This is a genomic window from Pseudomonas sp. RIT-PI-q (assembly GCF_001297125.1).
Classification (GTDB): domain Bacteria; phylum Pseudomonadota; class Gammaproteobacteria; order Pseudomonadales; family Pseudomonadaceae; genus Aquipseudomonas.
Window position 1 is genome coordinate 343,853 of the sequence record NZ_LHPC01000034.1, and the last position, 16,645, is coordinate 360,497.

Annotated in this window: 12 protein-coding genes and 5 pseudogenes; 14 read left to right on the plus strand and 3 right to left on the minus strand. The window is 47.3% G+C overall.

Translation table 11 applies throughout. The features are described from left to right. Positions 1–386: 386 nt before the first annotated feature. Together AEQ67_RS18970 and AEQ67_RS18980 are read left to right on the plus strand one after the other, a co-directional pair. Positions 387–895 (plus strand): annotated as a pseudogene (locus tag AEQ67_RS18970) (SDR family NAD(P)-dependent oxidoreductase); the annotation flags it as partial. 534 nt (positions 896–1,429) lie between these two features. After that, positions 1,430–2,848: a serine/threonine protein kinase gene (locus AEQ67_RS18980; protein WP_059405354.1), complete on the plus strand. Its 1,419-nt coding sequence runs from the start codon at positions 1,430–1,432 to the stop codon at positions 2,846–2,848. Between the two features lie 385 nt (positions 2,849–3,233). Here the strand turns inward: AEQ67_RS18980 and AEQ67_RS18985 are convergent, their stop codons facing one another. After that, positions 3,234–4,280, minus strand: a complete 1,047-nt coding sequence (locus AEQ67_RS18985) for a hypothetical protein (RefSeq protein ID WP_063854462.1) — start codon at positions 4,278–4,280, stop codon at positions 3,234–3,236. A gap of 525 nt (positions 4,281–4,805) precedes the next feature. On the opposite strand from AEQ67_RS18985, the gene AEQ67_RS19000 reads away from it, so the two are divergent. The 8 genes and pseudogenes from AEQ67_RS19000 to AEQ67_RS36775 all read left to right on the plus strand — a co-directional run bounded on the left by AEQ67_RS19000 (position 4,806) and on the right by AEQ67_RS36775 (position 10,256). Then, positions 4,806–5,956 (plus strand): IS3 family transposase gene (locus tag AEQ67_RS19000; RefSeq protein WP_152974874.1). Its coding sequence is split into 2 segments (ribosomal slippage): positions 4,806–5,040 and positions 5,040–5,956, totalling 1,152 coding nucleotides; the frame shifts between segments, so codons are not numbered across the junction. 665 nt (positions 5,957–6,621) lie between these two features. Further along, positions 6,622–7,422, plus strand: a complete 801-nt coding sequence (locus AEQ67_RS34015) for an IclR family transcriptional regulator (RefSeq protein ID WP_082377902.1) — start codon at positions 6,622–6,624, stop codon at positions 7,420–7,422. 354 nt (positions 7,423–7,776) lie between these two features. Continuing rightward, positions 7,777–8,313, plus strand: a complete 537-nt coding sequence (locus AEQ67_RS36765; RefSeq protein WP_442965651.1) for an amidase family protein — start codon at positions 7,777–7,779, stop codon at positions 8,311–8,313. Then, a complete protein-coding gene (locus AEQ67_RS36080) occupies positions 8,253–8,528 on the plus strand; it encodes an amidase family protein (protein WP_201782086.1) in 276 nt (91 codons plus the stop codon). The genes AEQ67_RS36765 and AEQ67_RS36080 overlap by 61 nt, the downstream gene beginning before the upstream one ends. Before the next feature lie 68 nt (positions 8,529–8,596). Further along, positions 8,597–9,076, plus strand: a complete 480-nt coding sequence (locus AEQ67_RS36085) for an amidase family protein (RefSeq protein WP_201782087.1) — start codon at positions 8,597–8,599, stop codon at positions 9,074–9,076. Between the two features lie 169 nt (positions 9,077–9,245). Further along, a pseudogene (locus tag AEQ67_RS36770) lies at positions 9,246–9,461 on the plus strand (cupin domain-containing protein); the annotation flags it as partial. 93 nt (positions 9,462–9,554) lie between these two features. Next, positions 9,555–9,839, plus strand: coding sequence for a hypothetical protein (locus AEQ67_RS34030; RefSeq protein WP_059405358.1), 285 nt, complete (start codon positions 9,555–9,557; stop codon positions 9,837–9,839). Positions 9,840–9,950: 111 nt separating this feature from the next. Continuing rightward, the gene (locus AEQ67_RS36775; protein WP_082377903.1) at positions 9,951–10,256 is read left to right on the plus strand and encodes an extracellular solute-binding protein; all 306 of its coding nucleotides are present in this window, start codon (positions 9,951–9,953) and stop codon (positions 10,254–10,256) included. A 1,100-nt stretch (positions 10,257–11,356) separates the two neighbouring features. Here AEQ67_RS36775 and AEQ67_RS36780 read toward each other — a convergent pair. Beyond that, on the minus strand, positions 11,357–11,608 hold the full coding sequence (locus AEQ67_RS36780; RefSeq protein WP_063854463.1) for a GntR family transcriptional regulator: 252 nt from the start codon (positions 11,606–11,608) through the stop codon (positions 11,357–11,359). A 148-nt stretch (positions 11,609–11,756) separates the two neighbouring features. Here AEQ67_RS36780 and AEQ67_RS19020 point away from each other — a divergent pair. From AEQ67_RS19020 to AEQ67_RS19030, 3 pseudogenes are all read left to right on the plus strand, one after another. Then, a pseudogene (locus AEQ67_RS19020) lies at positions 11,757–12,474 on the plus strand (carbon starvation induced protein CsiD); the annotation flags it as partial. Positions 12,475–12,663: 189 nt separating this feature from the next. Further along, a pseudogene (locus AEQ67_RS19025) lies at positions 12,664–13,302 on the plus strand (aminotransferase class III-fold pyridoxal phosphate-dependent enzyme); the annotation flags it as partial. Between the two features lie 85 nt (positions 13,303–13,387). After that, positions 13,388–13,912, plus strand: a pseudogene (locus tag AEQ67_RS19030) (methyl-accepting chemotaxis protein); the annotation flags it as partial. Here AEQ67_RS19030 and AEQ67_RS19035 read toward each other — a convergent pair. Further along, on the minus strand, positions 13,897–14,577 hold the full coding sequence (locus AEQ67_RS19035) for a TetR/AcrR family transcriptional regulator (RefSeq protein ID WP_059405362.1): 681 nt from the start codon (positions 14,575–14,577) through the stop codon (positions 13,897–13,899). The pseudogene AEQ67_RS19030 and the gene AEQ67_RS19035 overlap by 16 nt on opposite strands. A gap of 617 nt (positions 14,578–15,194) precedes the next feature. On the opposite strand from AEQ67_RS19035, the gene AEQ67_RS19040 reads away from it, so the two are divergent. After that, positions 15,195–16,619, plus strand: coding sequence for an APC family permease (locus tag AEQ67_RS19040; protein WP_059405363.1), 1,425 nt, complete (start codon positions 15,195–15,197; stop codon positions 16,617–16,619). Positions 16,620–16,645: the final 26 nt, after the last annotated feature.

Below are 16,645 nucleotides of genomic sequence, written 5' to 3' on the forward strand. Positions count from 1 at the left end.
CAGTCATGCAGGCCGTCCTGGTGCCTCGAATGTTCCTGACACGGACGTTGACCATGTTGCGAGAACTGGAGCTGGAGAGGAAAAAGTTAGCTCTTGATACCAGGTATTTTATGCGCAGGTACTAACATGATGTTGACTCAACAAATGGGCGCTACCGTCTGAAACGACAGGACTTGCACAGGCACTTTACTGTTTTGAAAAGGTGAATGGCGTTGGAGCGTTCATCCAGCGTGCTGCCATTTTAGCAAGGGTAGTTTGCAGTTCACGCTGTTGGTGGGGGAGTGGGGAAGTCGGTACCTTGTTCGAAGGAACGCTGGGATTGCCGGCATTCACTCGTCAGCAGCTAGACACCTCAATTCTCGCGGAGTCCACATGAGTAAAGATAAGCCGTAGGCATTCAGGCCGATTCGGCGGAGCGCGCCGACTTGGATCGTTTGTTCGATACGGTCATGGCATAAAAGGGACATATCGATGGGCTTTTCGCCACTGCTGGCGGTGGTTCGATGCTGCCGCTTGGCGCAATCACCGACGAACAGTCTGATGACACCTTCGACTGCAACGCGAAGGGTGTTCTCTTCGCCGTGCAAAAAGCGCTTCCTCTGCTCGCCAAAGGCGCATCAGTAATCGTCAAAGGCTCAACCACAACCATTTCGGGCACTCCGAACTTTAGCGTCTACAATACCTCCAAGGCGGCTGTGCGTAACCTTGTGCGCAGTTGGATTCTCGACATCAAGGATCGTGGTGTCCGCTTCAATACCATCAACCCGGGCCCCATCCGCACTCCTGGTCTGGTTGACCTGGTTGACCTGGCTGGCCCTGATGCAGCCCAGCAGCAAGGTTTGTCGATTACCTTGCCAGCACCGTCCCTATGGGGCGTGTAGGCGAGCCGGAACAATAGCTCGCGTGCTCGGTACTTTCGCCGGCGAGCGGGCATGTTCGCGTGATGTCCGTGGCGCTTTTTTGGTCACATCTCTATTGATGGCTGCGGCGGTGTTCCTGGCGGCAACTATGGGCACTCATGCCTACTTGGCGCCGCTCTCCGTGACGCTTTGGGGATTGGCGTTTGGGGTTGTGCCAATGTGCGTGCAAATCTGGCTCTATAAGCAGCGCCAACACGCTTTGAATCAGGGGCAGCCGTAATGGTCACGATATTCCAGCTGGCCCTCGCGAGCGGGGCGTACATCGGTGGCGTGATCGTTGACCAAAGCGGGGGATCACTTTCTATGTGGGAGGGGCGCTATCTCTCTTGTGCAGCGTGATAATCCTCTTCGCAAGCCGCGAAAACTTGGTGGCACCCGCATAGTGCATTCAATACATCGTGATCAAGTAAATGCGCCATGGAGCTCGCAGCGAATGATTGGTGATGCATCCTCTGATACCTTATTGCCCCCCAACAGTGTCCAAACCCGATCAGTAAGAAAGGAATGAAATGAGCAAAATTGCGCCTGGTAAAGTATTTGGTAAATGGAAGCTGTTGGAGAAAATTGGTGAAGGCGGCAATGGACAGGTATGGAAGGCCAGTGCGGGGGAGGGGGAGCCTCATGCGTTGAAAATTTTGATTCAAACCAAAGACGAGTCGTACAAGCGGTTTTGCCGAGAAATTGAAATCTTGCAAAAGCTTGAGCATACAGCCGGGATTGTCCCGCTTCTCGATAGCTTCATTCCACCAGACCCGCAACTAGAGCGACCTTGGTATGTCATGCCGCTCGCAAAGCCTTACCTGGATGATATTGCCCGTAAACGTCCTTACGAGATTGCATCCGACTTTGAATCGCTTGCATCTACACTCCAGGGTCTGCATGTCATAGACATTTCCCATCGAGACATCAAGCCAGCCAATTTTCTGATTTATGAAGGGCGCGTTTGTTTATCCGATTTTGGTCTCGTGAAATTTCCCGAGGCAGAAGGAATTACACCACCGCGTAGGGATGTCGGTGCGAAATACACAATGGCTCCAGAAATGAGGAGATTCGCAAAAGATTCCGATGGGAAGCCTGCGGACATCTATTCCTTAGCTAAGTCATTGTGGATGACCTTAACAGGCGAGATTTTTGGGTTTGAAGGTCAATATGATCCTAAATCCAAGGTCGTGGGGCTTTCCAACTATCTGTCGTCTTATTATTTGACGCCGCTCGATGATCTATTGATCCGGTGCACCGACCATCACCCTGGTAACAGACCGTCAGCCGATCACTTCTTGGGAGCGCTACAGGAGTGGGTTCGGATTAATAACGATTCTGATGGTCGAAACTTCAACGAGTGGCGCGAGGTGTCCGAAAAAATATTTCCACTCGGCCAGCCTTCGATGGCCCAATGGTTAGACAAGCGACAAATATGCAATATCTTGAAAATTACAGCTGCCAGCAAAGGCCTTAATTACATGTTTTACCCCACATTAGGCGGTATGACGTTACTTGACGCAGATTTGGCACCTGAACTGGGTATGATCCAGCTGAAAGTGAGCGAAAAAGCATACGAAATATGCTGCCCTGAGCGCCTATTGTTCGAGTCTTATCCTGGGAAACCTGAGTGGAATTACTTTAGGCTTGAGCTTAAAAAAGTAAACTCGGTGATGAAGGAAGCTCTCGTTCTCGAGTCGCATGAAGAAATCACGGAAGTCGAACCCGGCGTATACGCTTCGCTTGATGCTTGGTTTGAAAATGAATTCAACGACGAGCCATTAACGGATGCTGCAAGGCGCGTTACTAGGCATTCAGGTGGTAGTTTTGTGATTTTCAGTACTTCATCCCCCTATAATCGAGACCCCTCAACAGACGATGGGCGACATAATACGATGTCGACGGAAGAATTCAGAACGTATATTCATGATAATGCTGAGTCGTTCTGAAAAAGCCTTCAGATCCTTCTATAAAATGTGATGTTCCTGACAGGACATTATTGGGGGCTAACGCCGAAATAGGCGGGATGATCTGGGCTTCCACCCAATCGCCAACGTTGGCCCAGTCCTTGTCTGTGACTCAGCCCAGTCCCCGTATAGGCAAGGCATTTGTTTCCTGAACACGTCTACTCGGTGTCTCCAGGAGCAAAGGGGGGGACTGTTCATTTTCATAGCGCGTGGTCATGAAGTCTTAAACAAAAATTCGCGACTGCTCGGTACGTGCTTCTTGGAGGTGTTGTTTTTTCACAGCAGAAAAACAGAAGAGGTTAGTGAAACGCCAAGCACTGTCGCCAGCGTTGCTTACACAGCGCTGGTGTTGAGATTTAAAGGTCAGTCACTCGTATTGAATGCGCCCAAAAAGATCGTACATTAGATCACCTTCCAACGTTTCAAATGGCAGGTCAACGTAATGGTTGGGATGCCGCAGTTTGGCTTTGCCGTCATGAGGCGCATTTTTGGTGTGCCCTTTCACCAACTCTCCGCTCTCTTTGATGTAGGGTAATACGACGATCCGTCCATGGTTTGTCGAAACAATTGTCCCTTTTTCCCAGAGGGTATAACCTTCTTTCCCACTGCCAGACTGCGCCAGTTGTTTTACTGTCCAGCCGACAGTGTTTCCTTCTTCATACCAAAATACAAAACCACCACAGACGACAATACGTTGCCCGCGCCGCAGGGCGTCGTCGAGCATCATCTTGAATCCTGTTTCCTGAAGTAGCTGGTTCGCTCTTGGCAGCAAAGCCGCTCTGATCGCAGCTTTTGTTCGCCCCCAGTGTTCAGAGCCGTCCAGCTCAAAGCCCCTGGAGGTTTTCTCCCTGGAGCAGTGGATCGCGGTCTTCTGAGTGTGCGCGTCCCTGACAGTCCAATCGTTGTCACCCGCTCTCTTTAGGGTGATACCGTACCGCGAAATTCTTGCGCGCCGGACATAGGGGTAACGTTTTAGAATATCAAACAGCGGTTCGCGCAAGGCCTCTAAATCTGCTGCCAATATCAGATCCTCCGCTTTTGGACGAGGTGCACTGGCATGGCGTCGCATCGCTTCTGCCTGCATCCAACGTTCCTCTTTCATCAAGCGTTCTTCGCTCGTGATTGCTTTTTCGACCTTTAACCGTAGGGAAAGCCGCTCTGCAGCAGATAGGGCCAAGGTGTCCACGATTCCAATGAGTTGGGCGTTGGTAGAACGGCACTCATTCAATGCGTCGTCCAGATTTCTATAGACAATCGGGCCAAACTCGATCGATTCACGCAAAAACCAATCAAGTAATCCGTCGCGCTTCAGTTGTAACTCGAAAATATTCCATACATCGTCACGTTCAATCGACCGTTGGGGCCAGCAAGCCAACGACGGGAGTGGTACCCAAGATTTTTTTAATGTCTTCATTGTCATGCTTTCTGATGATAAATTGAGATTCAAACATCTTAATCTTAAGGTTCTGCATAAATCCATCGTTCTTTTTTACCATTGCTAGCTTCCCCATGGCGAGGATATTGTTCATCTCATCACCCTAAATGAATGATTAATGTGCCCAATGCTGGAGCGTATTCAAATCAAACATTGAGTTCCAGCTGTAAAATGGTAATTGGTTCACTATAGGCTATTTTAATTACGCATAAAGCAGTGTTGATCTTTTTGGGGGGAGGGTGTCTCTTGGTAAACGAGACACGTCAAAAACAGTAAGACTGAATCAATTCAGTTGTGCCGACTGGATGAACCATCCGCTATGCTGCAGTTTTCCTTCGTTCATGATAGGAACTCGTTGGGAAAACCAGCATCGAGTCGGAATGGTTAAGTCCGCCGAACTTTTTCTAATCGCTGATCGATCCCCGGGTATTTTGGATAAATCTGAATCGCCCCTAGTTTCGTAGACACCTCCAAGCCTTAAAATGAGGCCCATTAGGAGGTGCCATGAGCAACCAGCGTTATCCCGAAGAATTCAAAATCCAGGCGGTCAAGCAAGTGACCGAAAAGCAGCTGCCTGTCTCGGAGGTGGCTGCACGATTGGGCGTGTCCGTGCACAGCCTCAATGCCTGGGTTAAGCGCTACACCAAGCCCCAGGAACAGCGCGTTGAGGAGGATGATCAGAGCGCAGAGGTTCGTCGTCTACGTGCCGAGCTGAAACGGGTGACGGAGGAGCGAGACATCTTAAAAAAGGCCGCCGCGTACTTTGCCAAGGAGTGCGGCTGAAGTACGCCTTTATTAAGCAGCAAGCGGGTCACTACGCGATTCGACGGCTTTGCCTGACGCTCAAGGTTCATCCCAGCGGCTACTACGCGTGGCTATCAGAACCAAAATCTGCGCGAGCCAAGGACGATCAGCGACTGCTTGGATTGATCAAACACTCCTGGCTGGAAAGCGGTGGCGTTTATGGCTATCGCAAGATCCATGATGATCTGCGAGAGGTTGGTAAGAGCTGTGGCCGCCACCGGGTGGCTAGGTTGATGCGCCTTGAAGGTTTACGTTCTCAGACTGGGTATCGACGGAGGACGGGAAAATATGGCGGTAAACCAGCCGTTGCCTCACCGAACTTACTGAAGCGCCAATTCGATGTCAGAGAACCCAACAAAGTTTGGGTCACAGACATTACCTACATCCGAACATATGAAGGCTGGCTGTATTTGGCCGTGGTGCTCGATCTGTTTTCACGCCAGATCATTGGTTGGTCAATGAAGTCGCATATGACCAGCGACGTAGCCATTGATGCACTGCTGATGGCGGTTTGGAGACGTAAGCCGAAGCAAGAGGTGATGATCCACTCGGATCAAGGCAGTCAGTACAGCAGCTCAGACTGGCGAAGCTTCTTGAAAGCTAACAACCTGGTGGCCAGCAGGAGTCGTCGAAGTAACTGCCACGACAACGCTGTGGCGGAGAGCTTTTTCCAGTTACTAAAGCGGGAGCGGATCAAGCGTAAAATCTACACTACACGCCAGGATGCTCGGGATGATGTGTTCGATTGCATCGAGATGTTTTACAACCCAAAACCACGTCACAGTTTCAACAATCAGCTATCACCAGTAGAGTTTGAAAAGCGTTACGCAGCGAGCCTGGAGAGTGTCTAGAGAACCCGGGGCGATTCAATGAGCATTAGGGTCATAAAAATAACTTACGTCCAGAAATGCATGGAGAGGAAAAGTGGGGAACACTGAATCGGCGCGTAGATTGAGGAAAAAACAAGAAACCGCTCATTATTATAGCAATGAGATTATAGGTTAAATGGTGGGTGGCAGACGTTGCTTTGGATGTAGTTATGAACGAATTTCTAAGGCTTAAGTTAGCAGTACAAGCTGTTTCTAACTTGGTTAGAAGTTACCAATAATATTTAATTAAATAAAAAGCTGCTTTATTATTCCAAATATGAATATATTAGTACTTATTTCATATTGAAATATGTTATCCTTTGCCTTAAATTTAATTACAAGTGATTCGATTGTATCGTACAGCGATACGCTTGAGGTGTCGTATGATCCTTAAAGTAACTCACCGTTTGGTTTGCCAATGGCTCAGCATGGTTCATTGCATGGTGATGGTCGTATTTCACCCTCTACAGAGGCTGGATGCACCAATCATTGGCGCAATGGTGGCAGCATGAAAATGTGATTAACCAAACCTGGCGTATCCTTCGCAGAAGGACAGAAATACTGTATCTGCGGAAGCAAATCATGATTTCATTCAGGTTCGAGTGGCGGTATAGACCTGTCACATAGCCAATTGAAGGACATTTTGGATGATTTTGCCTGAAGACTCTCCGCTGTTTATTACTGCCTTATCAAAGGGATTGTCAATTCTGATGGTGTTCCGTGCCGGCCGTTCAAGTTTGACGCTTCGAGAAATTGCTGAAGCGTCGGGCCTTAATAAGAGCACAGTACAGAGATCAATTTTTACTTTAGAAGCGCTCGGATATATAGGTAGAGAGTCCGGAACCAGGCGATATAGATTGGCGCCAAAATCTTTGGACCTTGGAGCGGGGTATCTGCAGTCAAGTGATTTGATTGAACGCGCAAACCCATATCTCCACGAGTTGAACCGCAGCGTAGAGGAAAGTTGTAACTTATTGGAGCCTTGTGGGTTGGATATGATATATGTCGCCCGATTTCCAAGTCATAAGCAAATTCCTATGCATATACAGATTGGCCATCATTTACCAATGTATTGCACAGCGGCTGGGCGCGCGTATTTATCTGCATTGCCAAAAGCTGAATCGGATGCAATTCTGGATGAGTCTGTATTGAATAAATATACGGTGAATACAGTTATAGATATTGCTAGATTAAAAGATATCGTTGCAGAGGCTAAGTCGTTGGGCTATTCCTCCTCAGATGCTGAGTACTATGCGGGGGATATTGGTCTGGCTGCCTCGGTAGTTAATTCGGATGGTTACCCGCTGGGAGCTGTAAATATATCTATTCCATATACACGTTGGAATATTGACAGCGCAAAAGAAGAGTTGGCACCAAAAGTGCTAAATGCAGCGCGTGCAATTAGTAGTGCTAGTAGAAATCTTAGACAAATGATTACCTTTAGTTAAATACGCTAGCCAAGATTTTAACGAGTTAAGTGGCAGGGCATGATTTCGGCCTGATAGTCAAAGTCCAGGGCTCAAGTGCATGTTTAATTGATATTTCTCTAAGATTGGGTCTATTCATAATATCTGGATGGGTTCATAGGCTGCTTTTTTCTCATCGACGGTGAATGTATGAGGAAAGACTATTGAAGTGTATTTTTAAAGTGTTTGGACTTTATTCTTGTACGGAGGCTGGGCGAAATGAGTGATTTGCATTACATTTCTGCGAACGATGCACTGGCAGCTTTTAAAAAAGGGAATTATCACCTGTAGAATTACTAAAAGATGTAATCGAAAGAGCTGGAAAGTCAGCCGATAATTAACGCTTTTTATGAGACGTTCTATGAAAAATCTCGTGAGCAGGCCTTATTGGCAGAACGGCGTTATGCAAAGAATTCTTCTGTAGCCCAAAGAGCTTTGGAGGGATTGCCTACGGCAGCAAAGGGGGGAGAGCCGGTAACTGGACACTTATGGACGCTTGGATCCCGCCTACTTAAGGACAGGCGTGCACATTTTACATCTCCATGGATGAGAAGACTTGAAGAGGCAGGTGCCATAATTCACGCGCGCACATCATCGCCTGAGTTTGCAATGTCTTATTTTTGTCACTCAAAACTAGATGGAATAACTCGAAATCCGTGGAACCTAGAGTTCACCCCAGGGGGATCATCTGGAGGATCGGGAGCAGCACTTGCTGCGGGGACCACAATTTTGGCAACAGGCAGTGACGTGGCCGGTTCCATACGGGTTCCAGCATCTTTTTGTGGCGTCGTGGGCTTTATGGCCGTGTACCCATGTGGAGTCCGTTCAATCTTGATACTTATTGTCATGTTGGACCAATGGCGAAAACAGTGAGCGATGCCCTGTTAATGCAGAATGTTGCCTCGGGTCCTCACTCAGACGATGCAGTGACTATTCGACCAAAATATGTTTTACCGGAACAGTTTGAGAGCATTGCGGGCTTAAAAAAAGCACTCTCGATCGACTTCGGTGAAGAGTGGTCCGTAGACGATGAAATCAGAGCTAATACATTGGTAGTAGCGGATGCGTTACGCTCTGCTGGGCTATAGTTGATGAGGTTGACTTCCGTATATCACGGAATAAAGTAATCCGTGCGTCATCAATACATTTCACACCAATGATGGAATGGGTTAAAGAATTCACTGCTTGCAATGAGAGAGAAGCTAGCCCCTATATCTTGCATGCTGCTGATCTGATTTTAAGTAGAGCGCGAGGCGCGACTGCTTTGGAAGAGCATGAACTGGAAGCTGAAATATCCAAATGTATTAATGATGTTCTAGAGTCCTATGACGCAATAATCTGTCCAACAGTAGTCAGCAGAGGCTTTGCTGCGGGCGATGATTATATTGATCACGGGATAGAGGTCGGCGGCGAGTCGCTTGAGTTTTATTGGGACTCAGCAATGACTATTCCTTTCAATATCATGTCTAGATGCCCGGTTTTGAACGTGCCTAGCGGGTTTGCAAGGAATGGTATTCCCACAGGGATGCAGATAGTTGGCCGAACTTCCGATGATGCTACGCCATTTAAGATTGGTGCAGCCTACGAAAAATTAAAGCCTTGGTTTGATATTGCCAATCGACGCCCCTTAATTTAATTTCTGGAGGTGAATGTTGAAATTTGTAAAAGATATTGTTGAAGCAAAACTTGGTGTGTGTAGTATGCATGTTCCCGCATATCCTGATGGAGCAGTGAGCTAAGGGCGGGATGGTCGTGAATGGAGAAGTTTTGGAGATGAACAGGAGGGTTGATTCTACGGAGGCGTTTGGACGGGGAAACCCGGTGACGCAAAAATAAGTACCCTTCCTTTTTATGAGTTTTGCTGCATCTGTCCTGGTGGAGTTCGGTTTACGGACAATGAGGGAGGTACGCGTAACTACGGAGCTGGGCAAGGGTTTTTACTCCCCAGAGGTTTCGCCGGTGCGTGGGAAATATTGGAGCCTACAGAATTGGTCTATGTAGCATTAGGCCCGTTCGAATAGCAATATTCATAGTTTGAATGCCAATAATCACCACTGTTCGTTAATCTTCGCTGGTCGTCAAAAATAATAATGTCAGTAAAAGAGGACTTGTTTATGAGGTTTGTAAAAACACTCCAGCTTAGCAAGCTATTCGCATGCGCAATTTCGTTAATCGTTGCAGCGGCTCAAGCACAAGATTTTACAGTTGTATCTACCGGTGGAGAGTTGCAGAAGGCGCAGCGGGTCGCGTACTTTAAACCTTTCGAGGCGAGTACGGGGATAAGGGTTGTTGAAGATGTTTATAATGTCGATCTTGGCAAAATAAAAGCAATGGTTGATTCCGGTCACTCGAACTGGGATGTTGTTGAGATGGATGGAAATACAATGGTCCGTAGCTGAGAGGACGGATTGATAACAAAGATTGATTGGTCGAAAATCCCATCCAAGCAGGATCTATTACCCGCCGCTGCAAATGAATGTGGTGTAGGGACTTTGGCGTAGGCTGCGGGTATCGCTTACAACGCTGACAAATTGAAAACTCCCCCATCATCGTGGGCGGATTTCTGGGATTTGGAGAAATTTCCTGGAAAAAGGGCATTGCGCAAAAGCCCTGTTCACACACTCCAAATCGCTCTTATGGCGGACGGTGTACCAAAGGATAAAGTTTATGCGCTATTGAAAACCCCCCAGGGTGTCGATCGGGCGTTTGCAAAACTCGATAAAGTAAAGTCGAGTATCCAATGGCGGGAGTCTGGTGCTCAACCTCAGCAGTGGTTGGCAGCCGGCGACGTAGTGCTTACTAGTGCTTTTGGCTGACGGATTCGAGAGGCTCGTCGCGAAGGCGTCAATATGGGATATGTTTGGAACCAAAATCTCTATGATCTTGACCATTGGGTTATTGTTCGTGGTGCTCAAAATCTCGAAGATTGCTATAAGTTCCTAGAGTTTGTCAGTTACGACAAACACTAAGCGGATTTTTCGCGATTAATTTCTTATGGTCCAACAAATATTAAAGCTGTTCGGGCTCTGACTCCTGATGAGCGTTCGTACATGCCCACCGATCCAGCCCATATGGATGAGGGACTCGCAACTGATAATGAGTTTTGGCTTAATTATGGAGAAGAACTGGAAGCGCGCTTTTATGCTTGGGCTTCACGTTAGTAGGGTATACCGTATTGTTTTAATGGATTTGGTTTCTAGGCGACCAACTATTCGGGGGTGTTGAGGTATAAGATAGGGTCGTTAATTATAACAAGGGTGTAAGCGGCGCGGCGGTGAACGCCGCGTTTTCCAATCGGTAAAGAGTGAGAGTTTCCACAGAAAACGTTTGAAGGGGAATTTAACGTAAGAGAGATCTCTTCCTTTGGTTATAATTTCTTGCTGTAATGAAAAGCTCCACCCGCTTTCAACTCAATCGTTTTATTGACAGTGTGCAGATTCGTATTGGGTAGGCAGTGCACTATCAATTGCAGAGGATTGATCCTTTATGATTTTTGAAAGAGTACTTATTAGGGATCATAGGATGATCGCTGATTAATGTGCTTGCACAATGCACTTTCTAGAGAGAATGACTTCCAACAATTCTGCGTGTTATCTCCTTTTATGTGCCAATGCTAATTAGAAAAAAACCGTACGGCTTAGCCAAAGTTGGCGATATCTCGCAGTTTGATCAAAGAGATTACTCCGTGCTTGCATTAAGTACTTCGAATGAGGTCCCGAAGCTATTGCAGTGTGGAAAGCCTTTTGCCTTTGAGACTACAGATCAACTAACTGATGCGCAGTGGCCCCTTGGATAACCTTAGAAGTTTGGAAGTAGTCACAATTGACGATTCCCAAGCGTCATCCCCGAGTAATAGCCAAGTTAAGTTTGAAAGCCTCCAGATGTGCCCTGGATTCATAAACATAGCGCATCTCCTCTAGTGGCGTAGGGGCGACTCGGTACCACCGTTTACCGGATGCTCCGCAACCAGACGAGATATTGCTTCTCGTAGCGGGCCTACCTCAGTTTGTATTGGGGTCTTCAGTCCCCCGATGACGAGCTTATCGCCGGGTGCGAAGAAGGCTTGGACGATGTCTCGTTTCAGGCGTGCGTACCCGCCTAGTCGGGTTAGCGCAGCGTCGGGAAATTCATCGTTTTCTCCGGTTCGCACAAGGGGCTCAAGAGTCATTTCTATCGTTTCGATCAGGGGACCAAAAAGCAACAACACCGATATTTATTAAAAATGTAGACATTAATCAGTTATGAAGATATTTTTGCTTCGTCGCTCTCCAAAAATCTGGGAATGCCTCTACCTTCACGAAGCCAGGACGCACACCATGTATGCCTTTACGCCTATTCCCGCTCCAGTGATGCAACCACCGGCATTAATTGTTGGTTGCTCGATCAAGCCTGCTCAGCAGTCGGATCGGATGGTAGAGCTGACTTTCCCAAAATCGATTGTTGAGGAATTTCTACAGGCCGTCTCGCAATGGCCTGTCCAATCGCTAGAGTACAAATCATTCCTCCGGTTTCAGTTTGGCAAAATTCTTGGCGAGATCTGTGCTGATACTCTGCGCCCGGTACTAGTTAACACGCTGATGAACCGAGCAACGGGCGCGTTTCTGATCAAGCCAGAGGGGCTCTCGGATGTTACCCACGCAGAGGACGTGGTGAAGTTTTCAACTGCGATAGCGCATTTGTTAGGACGCTCCAATTTTCATGCCATGAGCGGCGTGTTTTACGCTCGGTTTGTTGTGGAAAATAACGACGTGTCAGATAGTTATCTCTGTCAGCCCCATCGAGTAATGGAGTTGCATAACGACGGTACATTTGTAAATCAAATCACCGACTACGTGCTCATGATGAAAATAGATGAGCAGAACATGAGGGAGGAAACTCAATGATCCTTCATTTGGATGATTGGGCTGATTTAGATGACTTCTACAAGCATCCATCGGCTCGACGAGCCTTGCGTTGGACTGCACCGCCGAGCAAAAAAGTTAAAGAACGTGTATTTCATTCGATTTTGATACGGATAGTCATGGGCGCCCAACTTCCGCCACCCCGATCGGTAAGTTTGTTGTTGAAAAGGTCAGTCAGCAATTGCAGGAGGCTTTTTTGCCTGTTGCAAAAAAATAACGTAAACCACTCAGCCAATACTTACAGTGTGGTGTATTAGGCTAAGATAATAAAAGTTTGCATTAAGTCGCGTAGTTTTAGTTGAAATTTTAGACTGGGGGATATATAGGCAATACAAATGCATCTTTAATGCAACGCCGTGTTGAGGCAATACCGAGAGGCGTGGGCCAGATTCATCCAGTTTTCGCGGAGCGTACCGAAAATTCGACGATTTGGGATGTAGATGGACGCGAGTTTCTTGATTTCGCGGGTGGTATCGCTGTTTTAAATACAGGCCATCTTCACCCTAAGGTTATGTCTGCGGTACAAAATCAGTTGGCTAAGCTAACACATATCTGTTTTCACGTATTTGCATACGAGCCCTATGTTAAGTTGTGTGAGCGATTGAATAAATTAGTGCCTGGTGACTTTGCTAAAAAAACCATGCTTGTAACCACAGGGGCTGAAGCGGTGGAAAACGCCGTGAAAATTGCCAGAGCGCACACTGGGCGCGCAGGTGTGATTGCCTTTACTGGTGGGTATCATGGCCGTACGATGATGACTCTTTCTTTGACGGGGAAGGTCGCACCCTACTCTTTAGGAATGGGATTGATGCCCGGGCATGTGTACCGGGCACTGTATCCTAGTGAGATCTATGAAGTTACTGTGGACGATGCGATTAACAGTATCGAGCGCATCTTCAAAAATAACGCCGCTCCCCAGGATATCGCGGCAATTATTATCGAGCCTGTTCAAGGCGAAGGTCATAGAGCAAAGTTCGCTGAGTATATTAAACTTGGCAAGCGATGTAAGCCGCGCGGTTAGTGAAGTAGAAATGCTGGCGTTGAACAGTCAGCAGATTGGCGGAGTACTGGAAGTCATAAAAAGTATTGCAGAGCAAACAAATTTGCTAGCGCTCAATGCGGCAATTGAAGCCGCACGGGCGGGCGAAAGTGGACGGGGATTTGCGGTAGTGGCGGATGAAGTGCGTAATTTGGCACGACGAACGCAAGAATCGGTAAAACAGATTCGCGTGGTGATTGAGCAAATTCAGCAAGGTACCCAGGGTGTGGTGGCAACGATGCAATGCAGCCATTTAAAGGCTCAAGAAAGCTCGACTCAAATACAGCAGGCTTCGGAGTCTCTGGTTCGGATCAGTAATGCTGTTTCTATCATCATGGGCATGAATATTCACATTGCCAGCGCGGCTGAGGAACAGAGTGCTGTAGCGGAGGAAGTTAACAAAAATATCGCGGCAATCAAAGATGTTACAGAAATGTTGAGCCAGCAAGCTAGCCAATCTGATAATATAAGCGTGGAACTAAACATACTGTCCAGCCGTCAGTTGCAGTTAATAGATCATTTCAGGGTTTGAACAATACTAGTTTGTAATTTGGATAGACGGCCGGCGCTCAACCTAGGAGAGCTAGCTGGCCTTTTTTGGGAGCATTCTGGTGATAAGGTCAGATTACTGGCCTCCCGGAAGACATCATCAATCACATCGGCCACCATTTGTTTCATTAGTACGGGGGTCCAATACGCTGTGTCTAGAACTGAGTGCAGAAGTAGGGAGTCGGTGAACATCGTCAGTCGATCTGCGAGCACGCGGGACCGCTCACTGGAAAAGCCCAGCGCGCTAAGCCAAACGATGTGTTTGTCTCGCACGTAGGGATAGACCTTTTGATGGACGGTTTTTAGTCCAGGAGATTCGTGGCTTAGAGCCCAAAATGCGATCCATACCGATAACTGACGACGTCGTGGTTCGTCTAGCGGTAGGAATACTTCAAAGGACCGCAATACACGCTCACGGTCTCCTGTTTCCGGCCAGTCGATAGCACTCCGTTCTTCTTCCCACGTTGCTTCAACGGCGGCTTGGACCATAGCTGCTCTGTTAGGGAAGTGATGAGTAATCAATCCGATGGTTGCGCCGGCTTTCGCGGCCACATTACGCATGCTCAGATGGGTCACCCCTTGATCAGCTAGCACATCACATACGGCGGTAATGATGCGACGGATTGGGTCAGTGTTGTCCTGGTTCATTAGATCATTTCCTTCTCAAGACCCTGTCGCTTGAATTTAAAAAGCATATTGTGACTTCGTAAATAGAAAAATTTAGGTTAAATCAATAAGTTGATATCGGCGCACTATATTGGTGCGCCAGCACATTTGAAGACATTTAAGCACGCTTCGTTATGGCATAACAACTGTTATTGACACGGAAGATAACGACTGTTATGTTCGTCTCACCTAGCCAACCTGCCAGCCGTGCAGCTAGGAAAATAAAAATTACATGAGGCTAAAAAAATGCCAAGCGTCAGCAATACCTCACATTGCGTGATTATCGGTGTTACATCTCTAAGTGGTGTCTCGACAACTTTAAGAGTGTCCGGTCCAGTTGACGGTGAGCGAAAATTAATGGCGTCGATCCCGCACCTTCTCCAGGCGAACCAATACTCCATCTGCACGTAATTGTCAGTTGGTCTGTGGATGTTGGGTCATGTTCTTACCTCAGCTTCCGTCGAGGTTTGTGCATTCGCGATGCTCGCCTAATTAGTTTCGACAAACCGCCTTTCATTGGTTTGTTTTTTCAGCCTGCCGCGAAAAGTCTGTGCATGTTTTACTGCACATGTTCACGGTTAAGCTAATGGAGTTGAATGATGTCCGACGCAATTAGTGTTGCTCATAAAAAATTAAGTTGGTTCGACGGGTTTGCCTTCTCGCTTGGCAATCCTATCGGTATTTTCGTGACCATGAATTACGCCATTGGCACCCTAGGGTCGCTCAGTGTGGCGGTTCTGTTTTTCATTGTTAGTTTGGTAGCTTACGCCCAGAATAAACTTTATACAGAAATGGCATTTATGTTTCCAGGGCGAAGTGGTGGTATTGCTACTTTCGCAAACGAAGCTTGGGGAAAATATTGTAGTCCAATAGGTGCTATTGCAGCATTGGGGTACTGGTTGGCTTGGACAGCAGCTGTTTCGGTGTTCGCGCTTACATTTGGTCAGCTGATACAGGCGCAGTTCTACCCTGAGATTCAGTGGACCATTTCATTGGGGGTAGCAGATATTGGTCTTAGTCATGTGCTAGGTGCGGTTGCTTTGGCTTTTATCTCGCTTGTAAACTGTATTAGCACAAAGTATGCAGCAAATTTGAATAAGGTGATTGGTGCGGTCGCATTGGCTTTGATTGCGGCTATCACCATCGTTCCATTTGTTACCGGATCCTACGATTTTACACTGGCGACCAACAAGATTAATTTTGGAGATTCGGTTTGGGGTGGGATGCGCTTGAGCCTAGCCATGATGTTCGTGTTTGCTTGGAGTGCTTACGGAACAGAGATTTGCGCCACATTTGCGAATGAGTACAAAAGCCCCTTTAGAGATACAGTCAAGGCGTTACGTGCTTCAGGCCTTTTTATGCTAGTCGCCGTTATTGTAATGCCTATAGGGTTGGGTGCATCCGTTGGGGACACGGTCATTGCTGCGAACCCAACCGGTGTATTTGCTATAGCCTTGCAGAAACTAATTGGGCCGGCAGCTGCTGTAGTGGCTGTTATCCTAGCGGCGTCCATGCTGATTTTAATGAACTCTTGCATGGCTGATTCAGGTCAGGCGCTATATGGACTGGCGAAAGAGCGTTTGACCATTAAGCAGTTTGATCACTTAAATAAATTTGGCTTGCCTGCTCGTTGCATTATGGCAGGGCTGGTCATCAATATGATCGTGCTGTTTTTTGTGGGTAACATTTTGGGGATTATTTTTGCCTCTAATATTAGTTATATCCTGACTGTAACATTGGTTCTTTTCGGTTTTGTCTTGCTGCGTAAGGATCGTCCAAATTGGCCGCGACCTTTTAAGTTGGGTTCGCATTGGATTTTTATTGCTGTCGTTTTAGGGGTGTTCAACCTTACTCTTCTAGTTGTTGGCGGCCTAAGCCCTGAAATTGCCGGTTATGGTGGTACCAAAGAACAAGTAGTAGCACTATGTGTTCTTGGGGCAGTTTTGCTGTCTTATTTCTATCGACGTATTATACAAGATGGAAATTTTAAGTGGCGGGAAGCTGCTCAAGTCATAGGGTCGTAACGCTTGTAAATTCATGTATTACAGCA